General features: G+C 55.7%; 12 protein-coding genes. 5 read left to right on the top strand and 7 right to left on the bottom strand.

Annotated features, from left to right (window positions below; genetic code table 11):
• Positions 1–59 precede the first annotated feature (59 nt).
• Entirely contained in the window at positions 60–239 is a 180-nt protein-coding gene (locus MKX51_RS10295) for a hypothetical protein (protein ID WP_094869427.1), read from the bottom strand.
• Positions 240–527: 288 nt separating this feature from the next.
• Positions 528–4,052, bottom strand: coding sequence for an LAGLIDADG family homing endonuclease (locus MKX51_RS10290; RefSeq protein WP_340992265.1), 3,525 nt, complete (start codon positions 4,050–4,052; stop codon positions 528–530).
• Positions 4,053–4,475: 423 nt separating this feature from the next.
• On the opposite strand from MKX51_RS10290, the gene MKX51_RS10285 reads away from it, so the two are divergent.
• The 3 genes from MKX51_RS10285 to MKX51_RS10275 all read left to right on the top strand — a co-directional run bounded on the left by MKX51_RS10285 (position 4,476) and on the right by MKX51_RS10275 (position 8,534).
• A complete protein-coding gene (locus MKX51_RS10285; RefSeq protein ID WP_340992264.1) occupies positions 4,476–6,221 on the top strand; it encodes a DEAD/DEAH box helicase in 1,746 nt (581 codons plus the stop codon).
• Positions 6,221–7,303 carry a YqhG family protein gene (locus MKX51_RS10280; protein ID WP_445321997.1) on the top strand — a complete coding sequence of 361 codons (1,083 nt, stop codon included), beginning with the start codon at positions 6,221–6,223 and terminating at the stop codon, positions 7,301–7,303. The genes MKX51_RS10285 and MKX51_RS10280 overlap by 1 nt, the downstream gene beginning before the upstream one ends.
• 151 nt (positions 7,304–7,454) lie before the next feature.
• Positions 7,455–8,534: a hypothetical protein gene (locus tag MKX51_RS10275; RefSeq protein WP_340992263.1), complete on the top strand. Its 1,080-nt coding sequence runs from the start codon at positions 7,455–7,457 to the stop codon at positions 8,532–8,534.
• Between the two features lie 486 nt (positions 8,535–9,020).
• On the opposite strand, the gene MKX51_RS10270 is transcribed toward MKX51_RS10275, so the two are convergent.
• The gene (locus MKX51_RS10270; protein WP_340941857.1) at positions 9,021–9,215 is read right to left on the bottom strand and encodes a YqzE family protein; all 195 of its coding nucleotides are present in this window, start codon (positions 9,213–9,215) and stop codon (positions 9,021–9,023) included.
• Positions 9,216–9,421: 206 nt separating this feature from the next.
• On the opposite strand from MKX51_RS10270, the gene MKX51_RS10265 reads away from it, so the two are divergent.
• Positions 9,422–10,225 carry an N-acetylmuramoyl-L-alanine amidase family protein gene (locus tag MKX51_RS10265; protein ID WP_340992262.1) on the top strand — a complete coding sequence of 268 codons (804 nt, stop codon included), beginning with the start codon at positions 9,422–9,424 and terminating at the stop codon, positions 10,223–10,225.
• On the opposite strand, the gene MKX51_RS10260 is transcribed toward MKX51_RS10265, so the two are convergent.
• Both MKX51_RS10260 and MKX51_RS10255 read right to left on the bottom strand, forming a co-directional pair.
• Positions 10,212–11,120 (bottom strand): divergent polysaccharide deacetylase family protein, encoded by a 909-nt coding sequence (locus MKX51_RS10260; RefSeq protein ID WP_340941859.1) that lies wholly within the window; start codon positions 11,118–11,120, stop codon positions 10,212–10,214. The two genes, MKX51_RS10265 and MKX51_RS10260, sit on opposite strands and share 14 nt — an antisense overlap.
• 213 nt (positions 11,121–11,333) lie before the next feature.
• Positions 11,334–11,792 (bottom strand): MerR family transcriptional regulator, encoded by a 459-nt coding sequence (locus tag MKX51_RS10255; RefSeq protein ID WP_340941862.1) that lies wholly within the window; start codon positions 11,790–11,792, stop codon positions 11,334–11,336.
• A gap of 160 nt (positions 11,793–11,952) precedes the next feature.
• On the opposite strand from MKX51_RS10255, the gene MKX51_RS10250 reads away from it, so the two are divergent.
• Positions 11,953–12,813 (top strand): SDR family NAD(P)-dependent oxidoreductase, encoded by an 861-nt coding sequence (locus tag MKX51_RS10250; protein WP_340992261.1) that lies wholly within the window; start codon positions 11,953–11,955, stop codon positions 12,811–12,813.
• A gap of 116 nt (positions 12,814–12,929) precedes the next feature.
• On the opposite strand, the gene MKX51_RS10245 is transcribed toward MKX51_RS10250, so the two are convergent.
• Positions 12,930–13,874: a hypothetical protein gene (locus tag MKX51_RS10245; RefSeq protein ID WP_340992260.1), complete on the bottom strand. Its 945-nt coding sequence runs from the start codon at positions 13,872–13,874 to the stop codon at positions 12,930–12,932.
• Between the two features lie 501 nt (positions 13,875–14,375).
• Complete coding sequence (uidA, locus tag MKX51_RS10240) at positions 14,376–16,166, bottom strand: beta-glucuronidase (protein WP_340992259.1); 1,791 nt, start codon at positions 16,164–16,166, stop codon at positions 14,376–14,378.
• Positions 16,167–16,236 lie beyond the last annotated feature (70 nt).

Genomic DNA, 16,236 nt, shown 5'->3' with positions numbered 1-16,236 from the left:
GTTTCTTGCTGTCTTTTTTATTAAAGAAGGGGGAGCCAACAGTCGCTCCCCCTATGCTGTTACTTGTTTTGATCTTTAAGAATTTGAGTTAGAGATTTGTCGCCAAGACGTTTTCTTAAGGTCCCAAGCTCCATATCACTTCGGACCCCAAAATCAACCCCATACTTAGCTTCAATATTCCCAACCTTTGTATCTGCACGCTTCTGACGATATTGCCCATCCTTATTACGATCACGCATTGAAATTCCTCCTCACAATGTTTGTTATTGCATAAGGAAAATACGGATTTCTTAAGAATAGAATTGCATGTGTAAAAACTGCGCAAGAATGATGTTTTGCTTAAGATTGGTCTGAAATAGCCGATTTTAGGCTAAAATAGGACTTAATTTTAACATTTGTTTACATATTTAAGGGTTTCCCCTGTGGATATCTCGTTTTTGGTGGCATTCCGTCCCGTTTTTTGTGGCGATATCCCGTTTTTAGTGGCACATCACACTTCTAATTAATTATGGAACTCAAGTCCACCCTCACCCGCACCGGCTATACCCACAATTCCCGCAAGTCTTACAGCCCTCAATATTAATCAGCGAGGCGCTGCCGCAGGAAGGGCAAAGATCCCGCGAAGCGGTGGCGTGGCTATGTGCGTCATGACCGCCGTGGCTATCGTTGGTAGCCGCCGCAGGAACCGTGGATTTCAGCTCGGCGTTCAGCGCCTCGTTGAAATCAAGCTCCAGTGTTGCTGCGATTGGCGCAGGAATATGATCGTCATGGGCGTTATTCAGCACATGGGTCTCCAGGGCCTTCGCCACCGCGTCGGCGATGGACTCAACGCGGTTCGCACCAAAGCCGATGGCGCCGGAGCCGCCGATGCCCTTGAGATGCTTGATCAGCAGGCCGACCTTCTCGCCGTGGTCACCGTAGCGCAGGAACAGCGAGCAGACGCGGCCGAGGGCTTCGGCCATGGCAAAGACGTCAGAGCCGGCCTTGCCGACATTCAGGAAGATCTCAGCAGGTATGCCGTCTAGATCGTTAATCGTGATATACGCCATACCGAACGGCGTGTTGATCTTATAGGTCGCGCCGCGCAGCACTTGCGGGCGCTTCTTGTATTGCTTATCTACTCCGCTTGCTGCTGCCTGCGGGCCGGGAGCTACTGCTACAGTTGCCGGAGCTGCTGATGCATTTTCTTTCTCCTCGGTTTCCTTAACTTCAACTTCTGCCGCAGCATCCTTCTTATCTTCCTTCTTCTTGGTCTCCAGTACCTGCACATCACGGCTGCCGTCACGGTAGATCGTTACGCCTTTGCAGCCCAGATCGAAGGCCATTTCGTACAGCTCGGCGGTCTCTTCCACTGTGAAGTCGGACGGGCAGTTCGCTGTCTTCGAGATCGAGCTGTCCACCCAGCGCTGGATCGCGGCCTGAGCGCGGATATGATCCTTAGCGGACAGGTCCATCGAGGTGACGAAGTAGTCCGGCAGTTCCTCTCCCGGATGGGCTTCCAGCCATTCCTGGGCAATAGGTACGAATTGCTCGTCATAGCCGAGACGGCTCTGGCGGAAATATTTGAAAGCGAAATACGGTTCGATTCCTGTGGAGGTGCCGACCATAGTTCCCGTGCTGCCGGTAGGGGCCTGGGTAATCACAGTTACGTTACGCATTCCGTGCTTGCGGATGGATTCGCCGACCTCAGGGTAGACCTCGGTAATATTCCGCATGAAGCCGCTCTGCAAATATTTATCCGTGTCGAAGGCCTGGAACGCCCCCTTCTCGCCTGCAATCTCCGCAGAAGCCAGATAGGCCTCGCGGGCCATGAAGCCGTAGAGCTTGTCCAGGAACTCCAGCGATTCCGGGCTGCCGTAGCGGATGTTCAGCTTGATCATCAGCTCAGCCAGTCCCATAGTGCCGAGGCCTACGCGGCGTTCGAGCTTCTGGTTGGCTTCATTTTCCGGGAAATGATACGGTGTCTTGTCGATAACATTGTCAAGGAAACGCACAGAATACCGGGTTGTTCTCGCCAGATCTGCCCAGTCCACATCATGCTTCTCTTCATCGTAGAACTTGGAGAGATTGACGGCGGACAGGTTGCACACGCCCCAGCCGGGCAGGCCCTGTTCTCCACAGTTATGGGCAACAACACCACCAGCGATCAGTGAGTGCGTTACAGGCTCGGTAATATCGTATACCGTCACAACCTCGCCTGCTTTGACACTAACGACCTTGGAGATAAACTTTTCATTTTTGCGGGAAGGTCTGGCAATGAGCTCCAGCGCCTCTTGTTTTCTGGAGATCAGCTTAAAACCGATCTTATTCTTGAATTCAAGAATGTTGTTGCCGCTTAAGATCAGCTCATAGAATCCGCTGTGTTTGTCGTTATAGATGGAGCTGTTAATTCCGAAATTAAGCAGCAGCAACTGAACGCCTTGAAGAAGTTTCTTTGAAGCTGAGGTCAAGCGGACAGTAGGATGCATCTCATCTCGGTCATATACTGTTCCGTCTGCGGAGAATAATCCTTGCAGGAATGCTACAACAGTCTGGCGTGAAGCGGTATACACCGCAGCCGGAACCTCTTTGTCGGCGGCTCTAACTGCCTTGACTTCGAGTTCCTCAAGTTGTTCAATGACCCAATCCTCACCAAGTTCATCCTCAGCCGCGAACCCGCCCTCACCAGACTGCAAATATACACTATCTTCAGCACTCAGGTTCCGGGCCTCTTTCCAGCCAGAGTCAGTAAATAAGCGGTGTTCAGGCGTTACGGACAGCTCCACCCCATTTTGCAGCGAGATCTTCAAGGTTTCTCTGGTGCCGGTTGGGAACACTGTAGCCCGTCTCATCTGTAGACCTGGGACTTCATAGCTTCTTCCGCCAACCACTTTGGCCTGCTCCACGAGTCTCAAATCGGTTCCCACCAGGAAGGATTCCGTTCCGACCTTCTTATATAACTCTTCAATGGTTAAGAGACCGTATTCGGTTGCAATCCGGGTGTCCGGGTGGAAGCACGGATTCGTACAAATAATCGGATTGAAATACCAGCTATTCGACATCTGATTATAATATTCCATGAAAACAACGCCCGGCTCTGCGGACTTCCATGCTGATTCGATAATCGTATGCCAGATATCGCGTGCTCTGACGGTACGGTAAGGAATGACGTGGCGGTTATCTGCCTTCCATTTATCGAGATCGCCGTCCCAGAGGGTGTCGTAATCCGGGTCGGTGGTATCCGGGAAGACCAGCTCCCAGTCCAGATCCTCCTTGACCGCCTTCATGAAGCTATTACTCACGCATACCGACAGGTTGGCGTTCGTCACCTGCCCCATGGTCTGCTTCACGGTAATGAAGTCCAGCACATCCGGGTGCCAGTCGTTGATCATCAGCATCAGCGCGCCGCGGCGGCTGCCGCCTTGTTCAATCAGTCCGGTTGTATAGCTGAACAGGCCGCCCCAGGACACGGAGCCGCTGGAGGAACCGTTCACCCCTCTGACGATAGCGCGGCGCGGGCGCAGCGAAGACAGATTGATCCCAACCCCGCCGCCGCGGGCCATAATCTCGGTCATCTCGGAGAGTGTCTCCATGATGCCGCCCCGGCTGTCTTTTGGCGATGGAATAACATAGCAGTTGAACAGTGTAAGCTCCTCGCTCGCTCCGGCACCCGCCGCAATCCGGCCGCCCGGCACCAGCTTCCAGTCATCCAGAATCGAGCGGAATTTGCCTGTCCACTCCTCCTGAAGCTCAGGAGTCTTCTCTACAGAGGCCATCGCTCCCGCGAGACGGTCCCACATCTCCTCCGGCGTCTTCTCGATGTTCAGCGTCAGCTTCTCCACATCCGACTGCACCAGCTCGCCGCTGCGGGTTTTTACCGTTACCATCCGGCCTGTACGCTCTACAATCTCGCCAACCTCCTTGGTCGGGAACTTCGGATCGTCCTTGGTCAGGACAAGTACTACATCGCCAACCTTGGCATTATTGCTGTCTGCGTCCTTCCAGGCATACCGGTCCAGGAATATTTTCTCGCTCAGACCCTCTAGACGCTTGTTGTGTTCCACTGTACTCAATAGCAAAACCTCCCGGGGATTAATAGGTCATGCTTCCGGCGGCTGGGCAGCCACAGCCTGCTTGTCCTGCGGAAGCTCCTCTTGTCAATAACAAACAGCCGAAAAAATCCGCATACCAGCTAAATTTCATGCTTTTGTAACAATATATGGTGTGCGTTAACTTTTAAACTATACCACATGTTGTGGATAGCGGTCTTTTTTGAAAAAGCAGCCCCAGGCAGGAATAACGGAAAATTAGGAAAAGAAAGGCTCATTTCCTCCCTCTTTCTCGCTTTTTTGCAGGCACCGGAACTGAAAGCTTTCAAGGCGGATTACAGCGTTCCTCTGTGAATTCCATCCCCCTCTGGTTATGAAATCTCTCTGAAACGAGCATACTACTGCTACGCATTTCGATATGAAAACTGCGACGGAGGAGGCTGCAACATGACGCAATTATTCCGCAATTCCTTGCCCCAAGAGAAGGTAACTTCTGCGCCGCTGCTGCCTGTTCCTCTATCTTTTGAGCGCAACTGGCTGCATGATCTGGAATCTAGACTGGATAAAGGGGGGCCTTGGGGCGACTGGCGCTTATCCCGCCTTGCCGTGCAGGGAGAGCAGTCGGGCCTGGTTACCAGCTTCGATGAGCTGCAGTGTATGAAGCATCTGTCCGGGCTGTCTCCGCTTCCCCATCAGCTGGATACGGCGCACAAGGTGCTGTTCGAGATGTCTGGACGGGCGATTCTGGCCGATGAAGTCGGACTTGGCAAGACCATCGAAGCCGGGCTGGTGCTGAAGGAGTATCTGGTGCGCGGGCTGGTGAGAAAGGTTCTGATTCTAGTGCCGGCCTCGCTTGTCCTGCAATGGGTGCGGGAGCTGAATACCAAGTTCGGAATCTCTGCCGTAGCGCAAAAGAAAGCCTATTCCTGGGGCAATGACATTGTCGTCGCCTCGATGGATACGGCCAAGCGTGACCCGCATAAGGAAATGCTGCTGAGCCAGGAATACGACATGCTGATTATTGACGAAGCCCATAAGCTGAAGAACAAGAAATCGACCAATTACCTCTTCGTACAGCAGCTCCGCAAAAAGTACTGCCTGCTGCTCACCGCCACCCCCGTGCAGAATGATCTCGGCGAGCTGTTCAATCTGATCACCCTGCTGAAGCCGGGCCAGCTGGGGAATCAGGGCGATTTTGCTACCAATTTCGTGGTGGATAAGCGCCAGCCCAAGAACGAGGTCCAGCTTCGGGGCGAGTTGTCCAAGGTTATGATCCGCAACCGCCGGGGCGAAGGCCCGGTGAATTTCACCAAGCGCAAGGTGCGCAATATCCCCCTCACTCTCTCCGCAGAGGAGAAGGCGCTGTATGACGGCGTGACCGCTTTTGTCAAAGAACAGTATCAGGAGGCGGGCGGCAATCTCAGCAGTATGCTCTCCCTGGTCACGCTTCAACGTGAGGTGTGCAGCAGCCGGGATGCGGTGTTCGTAACGCTGGTGAATCTGATCAAGAAGCTGCCGGCCGATTCGCCGAAGCGCGAGCGGATGATGGGGCTGCTCCAAACGATCCGTACGGTCAAGACGAATACCAAGGCGGAGAAGACGATGGAGTTAATCCGTGAAATGAACGAGAAGGTGATCGTCTTCACAGAGTACCGCGCCACGCAGGAGTATCTGCTCCAGTATTTCCGTGAGCATGGACTGCAATGTGTGACGTACTCGGGCGGAATGAACCGCGGCAAAAAGGACTGGATGATGGACCTCTTCCGCGGACGCGCCCAGGTGATGATTGCCACCGAAGCCGGTGGCGAGGGGATCAACCTGCAGTTCTGCCACCATATGATCAATTTCGATCTGCCCTGGAATCCTATGCGGGTCGAGCAGCGGATCGGCCGGGTCCACCGGCTCGGTCAGGAGAATGATGTGGTCATCTATAACCTCTCCACCGAAGGGACCATTGAAGAGCATATCCTCCACCTGCTGCATGAGAAAATCAACATGTTCGAGATGGTCATCGGCGGGCTGGATGTCATTCTGGAGCGCTTCGAGCAGAAGGGCTCGCTTGAGAAAAGCCTGTACAAAATCGTTCTCGAAGCGGGCAGCGACGAGGAGCTGCGCACCGGGCTGGATACGATCGGCGATTCGCTCAGCGAGCTGACCCACACCAAGCTGGATGATAGCGGGGTGCCTAACTGATGTTGACCCCTATTGAGGTGCGCAAGCAGGTCATGGATTATCTCGAAGCGACCGAATGCACCATTCTTGAATCCTCTCCGCTGCATGTGACGGTGAAGCTCTCCCCGCGCGCGGACCGGATGCTGACGGACCGCCCTTATTATTGGGGCTTCGTGGAGCGCACCGGCGTAGATCCCGAGACCCTCTCCTTCAGCTTCGTCTTCGACCCGCAGAAGTACGATGAACTGGCCGCGCAGGCCGCTGCACCTGCGGCCCGCCCGCGCGGCGGGGCCAGCCGCCCGGCAGGGGCGGGAGCGCCGCCGGGTCTGCCCGGGGCGGCGGATGCCGAAGCAGGGGCGGAGCTTGGCGCGGCGACGGGCGGAGCGCAGACTGAAGTGCCGGGCGCAGTGCTGCCGCCCGGGGTCTCGGCTGCGCCGGAGGACAGCATCCTTGCGCGGTACTTCGGCATCGTTCCGGCACTGCCGCGCCTTGGGCCGGGGATGATCCGCCGCGAGGATGTGACCTACGGCAGCAAGCGCCTGCGGCAGATCTGGTCTGCGGCGCGTGACGAAGGCCGGTGCCTCCAGCTGTTCGAGGACCCTGGCCTCAGGCAGCGGACTACGCTGTTCTCGGCCGCCTACGAGCCATGGCTGGCAGTCTGCTACAAGGTCGAGATGACCTGTGACCTGAAGCGGGAGGAGCTGCATTTCATCGCGGTGTCGTTAACCTCCGGGCTGATTGTCCCGGACTTCGAGGCCCGGCTGGCCGGCAAGGAGCTGACGCCCCGGCTGCCGGAGAACATTCATGTCCAGCCGTTCGAGCTGGGGATTACGGACGGGGCCGACCGGCTGGAGGGATATCTGACCTCGAAGCTGGCGCTGCTGGATTACACCTGGGCGGAAGAAGCGCGTGAGCGGCTGGAGCTGGAGCTTAGCATCGTGGATATCTATTACGAGGAGTTGCTAAAGGAGCAGGATGAGGAAAAGCGCCTGGCTATCCAGGAGCAGTACAACCGCCGCCGCCAGGAGACCTCATGGCAATACGAGCCGCAGATTGCAGTTTCTGCCGTTACGTACGGATTATTTCATCTGCGCAGCACATAGAATGCGACCTTGTCCGCTAAAAGCAGGCAAAAAAACAGCGAAACTCCCGCCGCCTGCCGCGACAGCAAGCAACAGCCTTTTCAGGGCTTGTCCCCTACAATGAACAGTAAGAAGCGTAAATTCCCTCTAAACAGGAAAGGTGACTGAACCTATGAATATCACTGCGAGGCAGAAGGGCTTCCGGCGGCGTGGCCGCCTGCTCCTCTGTCTGATTCTTGGACTGACTCTGTTGGCTGCCAGCGCCTCCTCTCCCCAGGCGCTAGCGTCACAAGCCAGCCGGCTGAGCGTGACGCAGGCCGTCACGCAGGAGGTTCTTCTTCCGGGACTTGAGATGAAGCCGATTCCAGCGCCGGAAACACTGCAGGCCTTCACCCGCCAGACGATTAGCCAGCTCTCGGCGGATGCTCCTTTTAAGGAATGGAAGGATGCCGGAACGGAGGTCTACCCTCTTGGTCCGGGAACGCGGAGCTGGCTGGTCAATGTGATGCACAGCGGTCAGCGGATCGGCTATCTCATTATCTCCGCTGCGGATCAGGGCGGCTATCTGCTTAGCGAATACGGAGCCGGAACCGATGGTCTCCCTTATAGTATGACTGAACTGCGCCAGTATCTGGTGCAGCAAGGACTGATACCCTCTAATTCTTCAGGAGCCATCGGGGTTACGGCGCTCTATGCTCCAATGCTGCCTGTCTGGAAAATCACTACGGAGAACAGAACGTTGTATCTGAATGCTACCGTTCTGGAGACGCTGCCCTGGAGTCAGAGCCAGGCTGAGCCTATTCTGAATGCTGCACCGGAAGCCTCAGCTATGCTGTCCTCCGGCCCGGGCCAGGCGCGCACTCCCCAGCCCGCTCTGCGGAGCGGCGGAGAGGATGACCCGTATGCCGATCTGCTGTGGCTGACCGCACCCGAGCTGAAGACGTTGAACGGAGCAAGCCTGAGCGCTCTGCTTCAGGAGCGGGGCAGTCTCGCCTTCCAGTCCCCGGGGCACAACGATACCCTGGGCGCGCCATTCATGATTACAGGCAGCCAGAGCTGGCTGAAGCCAGGCGCTTCCCGGGACCAAGGCAGCACTGAAGCCGCCGTAGTCTATGCCGCCGCCGGTCCCGGTGGCATCCGCTATCTCCCGCTTAGCGCCCTTCAGAAGGCAGGCACCTTCCACGAGCTGCCGGTGCCACTGCCCGGGGGAGCCGCGCTGGGCTCGGCTGTTCTGCCCGGTTCAAACCGGTAGACTGGCACTGGCAGAATTCCCGCTGCATACTGAAACAGCCTTCCCCGGGTGCCGTCTGTACGGTACCTCTCGGGAAGGCTGTTTGCTTCTACATCTGAATTTCTCTCAACGCCTGTTTTTCCAGATTCAGGTGCATTTATACACCTGAATTCCTCTCAACGCCCGCTTTCTCCAGATTCAGGTGCATTTATACACCTGAATTCCTCTCAACGCCTGCTTTCTCCAGATTCAGGTGCATTTATACACTTGAATTCCACTCACCGCCTGCTTTCTCCAGATTCAGGTGCATTTATACACCTGAATTCCTCTCAACGCCCGCTTTCTCGGGATTCAGGTGCATTTATACACCTGAATTCCACTCAACGCCCGCTTTCTCCAGATTCAGGTGCATTTATACACCTGAATTTCTCTAAACGGCCGTTTTCTCCAGATTCAGGTGCATTTATACACCTGAATTCCACTCAGCGCCCGCTCACTGCTAAGTCGCTACTCCTTACCATCCCCGCCCCGGCTCCATTTGCTGCGCCAGACGGACCAGGCGAGCGGCAGCGTGCCGAACCACTTTTCCGCCCACGGCTGCTTCTCTGCCTTCCGCCGGGCATGGACAGCGCGCGGGTTCTCAATGTAGACGACTACCTTCTCCGTAATATACTTCACCAGATCATCTCCGCCGGATGCCATCTCATACACCTCCCAGGTGAGTGCTTGGCGGGTTCCCGCCGCTTGACCTTATGTCTATAGTGTGCTCCAATCCTCTGATCTCTAAACCGGAATCCGAAGCTTCGTATAGGTTGGGCTGTTAAGGCACAATCTAACAAGACTACACCTGTATAAACCGTCATTAAGTACAAGTAGCTGTTGATTATTCCGGCAGGGAGGTTATTCACATGAGACAATCGGAAGCTTTGGAGCCCTATAGCGCTACACAGTCCCACCGTTCAAAAGAGCAGCCCCGGCTGAGATCCCGGCGGCAGCTGCAGCGGATTATTGCCGCAGCAAGCATTCTGCTCCTGCTTACAACAGGCGACCCCGCAGAGATCCATGCGGCTGCCCCCCGTACTGATCCGCAGGCAGAGCAGCCCGGCCAGCGCCAGCATATGCTCGGCCATGACCAGCGGATCATTCTGATCGATGCCGGCCATGGGGGGATTGACGGCGGAACCTCCTACGGCAACATTCTGGAGAAGGACATCACCCTCGCCATCTCACGCCGCCTCTTTCTCCTGCTGCGTGCGGACGGCTTCGATACCATCCTGAACCGGACCGGCGATTATGCACCCAGCGATGAGAATCTGTGGCTGAGAAGCAGATCCCGGCATTTGCGCGATCTGGCCCAGCGCAAGGAGCTGGCAGAGACGCTTCCGGCTAATGTAGTCGTCAGCATCCATATTAACTGGGCGAAATCGCCGTCCAAGCATGGTCCGCTCGTCCTGTACCGCCAGGAAGGGCGCAGCTTCCTGCTGGCGCGGACCATTCAGGATCAGCTCAACCAGCTCTACAGGATGAAGAATGATCCTGTCCGGGGCAAGCCCTTTTACCTGCTCAACAAAATAACCGCCACAACGGTAATCGTTGAGGCGGGATTTGTCAGCAGCCCGGCTGACCGCGAGAAGCTCTGTACACCGAAGGGCCAGGAAGAGATCGCCGAAGCCATTGCGAACGGGATCGCAGCCTATCTTATGGAAGTGTAAGCCGGGAATTCCACTTCCACTCCTCGCGGACCAGATCGGAGATGCCGACGAATTGCACCTTGTCCTTCATTCCGGCAATACCGCTGCGGATGCCCGCGGCGGTCTCTTTGCCCTGGATGCCGACATGACCGATGGTAACGCAGAACTTGTGGCTCAAGGCCCGCTCCTGCACCAGCTTCATCTGCTTCGCCACATGGCTTGCCGAATGCACATCATCCAGGAAAATATGATTCTCCACCGGCGGCATTCCCAGCTCCCGGGCCATCCGTCCCGCGACTGAACGGTAATTGGTATGGCTGTCTACGAAGAATAGACCGCGCTCCTTGCAGACCTCCAGCACAATACCCATGACCCGTTCATCTCCGGTCACCTTGGAGCCCATATGATTGTTGATGCCGATCGCGTAAGGCACATTATCAAGTGCAGCCTCCACCCGCCCCCGGACTTCGGCATCACTCATGCTTGTAAGCACGGCCCCCGGTCCCAGCCATTCCGCTTTGCCCTGACGCGGCTCCATCGGCAGATGGACCAGCACATCGAAGCCCAGCTCATGGGCGCGCCGGGCATCCTGCTCACTGGAGCGCAGGAATGGCATGACTGCGACGGTGATTTTGACGGGCAGCTTGAACATTTCCTCTGTCCCGCGCATGCTGTTGCCGAAATCATCGATAATGACCGCCACACGGCTGGGCGCCTGCTGCTGATTCCCGGCTGTCCGGTTGCCCGATGCGCTGCTCCCTCTGCTATCCACAGGTGCGGGTGCTGAAACTGCCTTGTCTGGCGATGCAGCAGACACTGCATGCGGACCTGACGGGATCAGCGCCGCCGACATAATCACAGCTGCGGCCAAGGGATATAGAAGAACACACTTCACTCTGTGGTTGTTTATTTTCATGATGGAACACCTCCTTCGTGATTCAACAATTGTTCTCATTGTTTGGCTCACGAAGGTTAAATATGTACAGAGTCTTAACGCAATTATTAACAATGGGATGTGAATACGACACGGGCGGCCCTGTCGGCATCTATGCCATTCCTCCGGCTCCGCGCCTGTCAGCGTCAAGCATAGCCTTCAGCACCTGAATCCCCTCCTGCTTCGCATTAACCCTCACGCTTTAGCTTTAGCTTTGGCTTTACGTCCTCTTGGCATCTGCTTGCGGTCTCCGGTCAGCTCGCAGGTCTGCGGGCCCAGCGTTCCCTGCTCTATTTTGACATCAATAAAGTCTACAATCTGCTGCAGTGAAGCGATCTGCTCCAGGATCTTGCTTCTGTGATTACGGATCATCTCATGCAGCTCGGGATAGCCGGACAAGTCCGTGTCGAGTGACAGATTCAGATAGGGCCGCATATCGTCGAGTGACATCCCTGTTTTTTTGAGACAGGAGATCATCTGCATCATCTCCAGATCCGCATCGCTATAAATGCGGTGGCTGTTCCCCTTGCGCTTCGCCCGGGGCAGCAGTCCTATCTTCTCGTAGTACCGTATCGTATCCTCCGGCATTCCGGTCCGCTCCGCCGTTTCCTTAATCGAATATCCCTGCGCAAGATCCGCTTCCGCCAAACTCATAGAACCATTCCTCTCTACTTGCTCTAAAAGTTCCTTCGTACCATTGTATAACCTGGAGTCAGCTCCAAGTCAACGGTTAATTCCGGCACTTGACTTGGACTCAGCTCCAAGTTATAGAATGGACACCATTCACCTAATCAAATCCGAAGGAGCAATTATAATGAACATAACGCATACCCCCCGCACAGCGCTGATCACTGGAGCAAATCATGGCATCGGACTGGCCTTGACCCGCCGGATGCTGGACGAAGGCTGGGAGGTGCTCGCACTGATCCGCTCAGCTTTTGCTGAAGATGACCCGCTCATCCATAAGGCGCTCAGCAGCGGGCAGCTAAGAATCTATAAGGCTGATTTAAGCGATTTTGGCCAATTACGGAGTGCCTTGCAGGATATTAACCGCCACGAAGCGCACCTTGACCTCCTGTTCAATAATGCCGGGGGCAGCTTCCCCGAGTTACTCTTGTCCAAGCAAGGGCGTGAGCTGCATTATGAGCTGCAGACGGTGGTTCCGTACATCATTACGATGGAGCTGAAGCCGCTCCTGCTGCAAGGCACGCTCCGCACGGTCGTGAATACGTCCTCTAATGCTTTTATGATGAAGCGCAGCTTCGACCCGGCTTCACTGGAGCATCCGGCGAAATTTCAGATGCTGACCGGCCCGTATGCCGACACCAAGCGCGCCATGTCCTTGTGGACAGAGGCGGTAGCCCCGGCGCTTGCAGCTGAAGGCATCCTGATCCGGAGCGCCGATCCCGGCGGCAACAACACCCTTCGCAGCGGCAAAAAATCCGGTATCCCGCTGTGGTTAAAGCCCATTACGCGCTTGTTCTTTCCCGAGCCTACCCACGGGGCAGGCCTGCTGTATCAGGCGGCTCTGGGCGAACACAGCGGCAAGTCCGGTGTCTTCCTGATCAAGAATCAGGTACGACCGCTGAAATTCACAGAGCATAGCAGCCGTATCCTTAAGGACGTGCAGGCCATTTACGAGCAGGAATTTGTTCAAACGGATAGAGCACAGTAACGGCTTCTGTCTGCTGCCTTTGCAAGCATCCGGTACGAACTCAAGCCACAGCCCCTCCATCCGGAGAGCTGTGGCTTAACATGCGCTGCATTATTTTTTCAAGGTAAATTCAATTCCTAGTCAATCCCCGGCAGCTCCGCCATTCGTCCGAATTCCCGCAGCAGCCGCAAATTCTCAATCACGATATGCGCCTTCCACCAGTTCTCACTGACAGCAAACTCGCGTTCATATCCTTCCCAGCTCCAGGTCAGCTCCCAGACGCCTGCGGCATTTCGGGTCTCCAGCAGATAATCCAGCTCCTGGTGCAGCAGCCCGCCGAGTTCAGCGTATCCGGGACTATGCGGCGAATGGATGAACGCTGACGGCCTGCAGCCATACCCGTTCCAATTCCCCTCATCGCGGCTGATCAGCCGTGCGCTCTGTTCTTTGAAGGATTTGTGCAGCTCCACATAGGGGAAGTGCTCCTGCAGCCCGGCCCAGGTGATGCAATGCAGCAGCGTATCCACGCATTTCAGCGGGTGCATCTCAATAGCTGGATCACGCAGGAAAAGCTCCGTCAGCTCACGGGCAATCCCTAGTCCGGTGGCATACAGCCCGCTATCCTTCGGAGCAGCCTTCAGAATGAATCCGGCCAGAATAGCTGTCGGATTATACATACTGCGGGAAGTACTGTCCGAGCTTGTATGCCACCAGGGGGCATGAGGATAATCATTATTGGAAGCTACGACATTCCTCCACGTTCGGCCATCCATATCCGCACCGCTGTCCAGGTATTTCAGAATTCCCTCCACCAGCGGATGCCCGTTATCTGCAAATTCCAGCTCCAGCAGCCTCTCCACCGCTGTAGCGGTCTGAATGGGCGTGGAATGCGGATTCCACGCGTCCGCTTCCAGGGCATGGCCGAAGCCCCCATCCTCATTCTGATAGGCAGACAGCGCTTCCAGTACCAGCTCAGCCCCGCCGCCCTCAAAGTGAAATCTCCATCTCGCCAGGTCCAGCGGACGGGCATTGCGGTACATCCAGCGCCTGATTCCCTCGTAATCCTCCAGCAGCAGCTTCATGGGCAATCTCCTTATAGTAGGTTTGATGAAGTCCCTTAACCGGCAGACCTTAACAGCCTTGGGTAGTTATCTTTACTACTATTCTAAGAGTTTTCCAGTATAATACAAGTGAATAAATCCCCTTATTTAACCAATTAGATCACGGAACGATCTAGGGGAAGGCAGAACAGGTAATAAACTCCACCGCAACAAACAATTGGATAAATGTATCTTAATTCCTCGTATTTCCAGGAGTCCGCCGAAGCAAGTGGAAAAAGAGCAACGACTGCTATTACTTTTCGCTGCATTGAGCAATATGCGCTAATTTAAGTGTCCATTTGTCCAACTACTGTTCCTGCAAGGGACGTTCGTTCGTCAGCAAGTGCCCAAAATCAAACTATTTCCATCCAAACGCACGCTTCACTTAGCCCATTAACTCCTTAGCTTTCCGCAATGTATTTTGCTCCCTTAGAGTTCTAGGATCTGTCTCACCCAGCGCCCACCCCTTGGCATTGAACTGCCCTATCCCTTCCCCGGGTACTCCCCCATCTCCCCCCAGCGGCTGCAGAGCATCCGGGCGGCGGCTTTGGGCTGGCGCTGGCGGGTGAACACGCCCTTCTTGTTCCCGTTAATGCGGGTAATTCCCTGCTTGGTGGCAAAATCGGCAAAGGCCCACACATGCTCCCCGATCACAAAATCCAGCCGGTCGAACACATTGTGATACCGGGTCAGCAGCTCCTGCTGATACTCCTCGGTGAACATGACAGGCGGGTCCTGATGGAAACCGGCGATGGCGTCCGCTCCATATTCCGTCATGATGACCGGCTTGCCGAAGCGGCGGTACCAGTTCGTCAGCTCCCACTCCACCTGATGCTCTACCAGCTCAAGCGCACCCGGGTCCTGATACCAGGAGTAATAGCGGTTCACACAGATGACGTCAAAAAACTGCGCCACCTTGCACTTATCCGGCAGCGGCCACTGCACAATGGTGATCGGGCGCTGCGGGTTTAGCCTGCGGGCGGTATCGGCTAACTGGCGGAAATACGGCACCGCCTCGTCCTGGAATGTGGCTGCTTCATTGGCCAGACTCCACATCACCACTGACGGATGATTCTTGTCCCGGGCAATGAGATCGCAAAGCACCTCCTGGTGATGGGCCAGCGTCTCGTCGTTCGCCTGATCCGGGGTATACACCTTGTCCTTATAATTGAAGAACGTGAAGCCGACGGCAGGCACTTCTCCAATAACCACAATCCCCTCACGGTCCGCCAGCTCCAGCAGCTCTTCGGCATATGGATAGTGCGAGGTGCGGAAGGAGTTGGCGTTGATCCAGCGCAGCAGGTTGAAATCCTTCACGTTGACTGCATGGTCCAGTCCCTTGCCGCGGATATCGCTGTCTTCATGCTTCCCGAACCCCTTGAAGTAGAACGGCTCGCCGTTGATCAGGAACCGTGTCCCTTCCACCTTCACTGTACGGATGCCGGTCTGGAGCGGATAGTGGTCGGTGACCTGCCCGTCTGCGTCAACAAGCTCCACATGCAAGGTATAGAGGTAAGCCTTCAGCGGCCTCCATAATTTGGCGTTCTCCACCCGTAAGGTGCCTGAGCAGCCTGTCCCGGCGGCCACCTCCACTCCCTCTTCATCCAACAGCCGCACCCGGCCCCCGCCTTCGGCCGCAGAGACTTCAACCGAATAGCTGATGATTCCCGTCTGCCCCTGCACATCTGGAATGACAGTGATGTCACTGATGTACGCTGTGGCGGTCCGATACAGCTTCACAGGCCGGTGCAAGCCCGCATAGTTGAAAAAATCATGAAAATACTCCTGCACCCGGTAGCCTTCAGGATGCTTCTCATCCTCAAAGGTGCGGATACGCCCCGGCGGCAGGGTCTGCCAGTCCAGCACATTGTTGACCACTATCGTCACCCGGTTCTCCTGTCCGGGCAGGACCTTCTCCGTAATCTCCGCTTCAAAAGGCAGGAAGCCGCCCTTATGAGCGGCCACCTCCACCCCATTCACCCATACCACGGCATGATGGCAGGCACTGCCGACCCAGAGCATGATCCGCTCCCCGGACCAGGAGCGCGGCACGATGAACGTCTGCTCATACCAGACGTCGCCGATATGATCGCGCAGCGCAGCATCCTGGGTGATATCGTTATAGCTGGCGGGCACCGGCATCAGGATCGTGTCCCGGAGCGGCTGCGCCTGCCAATTCTCTTCCCTGCCCCGGTTGTCCGGGTCCGGCTTAAAGCACCAGATGCCGGACAGGTCTTTGATTTCACGGGTTAATGTATCTTTGGGGAACAGCATATGTTATCCACTCCGATCTCTAGTATTCTTAAAGCGTAATCGGCACTCCGGTGAACATTTGGACTTTCGG

The organism is Paenibacillus sp. FSL M7-0420, from assembly GCF_038002345.1.
GTDB lineage: Bacteria > Bacillota > Bacilli > Paenibacillales > Paenibacillaceae > Paenibacillus_AQ.
The sequence above is the reverse complement of the archived record's forward strand: the minus strand, read 5'-3'. Positions and strand labels throughout refer to the sequence as shown.

Bases quoted from the DNA above. Each gene is read 5' to 3' on its own strand.
- MKX51_RS10265 (WP_340992262.1), top strand. From the start codon at position 9,422: ATGAGACAATCGGAAGCTTTGGAGCCCTATAGCGCTACACAGTCCCAC.
- MKX51_RS10250 (WP_340992261.1), top strand. From the start codon at position 11,953: ATGAACATAACGCATACCCCCCGCACAGCGCTGATCACTGGAGCAAAT.
- uidA (WP_340992259.1), bottom strand. From the start codon at position 16,166: ATGCTGTTCCCCAAAGATACATTAACCCGTGAAATCAAAGACCTGTCC.
- MKX51_RS10255 (WP_340941862.1), bottom strand. From the start codon at position 11,792: ATGAGTTTGGCGGAAGCGGATCTTGCGCAGGGATATTCGATTAAGGAA.
- MKX51_RS10270 (WP_340941857.1), bottom strand. From the start codon at position 9,215: ATGGCATCCGGCGGAGATGATCTGGTGAAGTATATTACGGAGAAGGTA.
- MKX51_RS10245 (WP_340992260.1), bottom strand. From the start codon at position 13,874: ATGAAGCTGCTGCTGGAGGATTACGAGGGAATCAGGCGCTGGATGTAC.
- MKX51_RS10280 (WP_445321997.1), top strand. From the start codon at position 6,221: ATGTTGACCCCTATTGAGGTGCGCAAGCAGGTCATGGATTATCTCGAA.
- MKX51_RS10260 (WP_340941859.1), bottom strand. From the start codon at position 11,120: ATGAAAATAAACAACCACAGAGTGAAGTGTGTTCTTCTATATCCCTTG.
- MKX51_RS10275 (WP_340992263.1), top strand. From the start codon at position 7,455: ATGAATATCACTGCGAGGCAGAAGGGCTTCCGGCGGCGTGGCCGCCTG.
- MKX51_RS10295 (WP_094869427.1), bottom strand. From the start codon at position 239: ATGCGTGATCGTAATAAGGATGGGCAATATCGTCAGAAGCGTGCAGAT.
- MKX51_RS10285 (WP_340992264.1), top strand. From the start codon at position 4,476: ATGACGCAATTATTCCGCAATTCCTTGCCCCAAGAGAAGGTAACTTCT.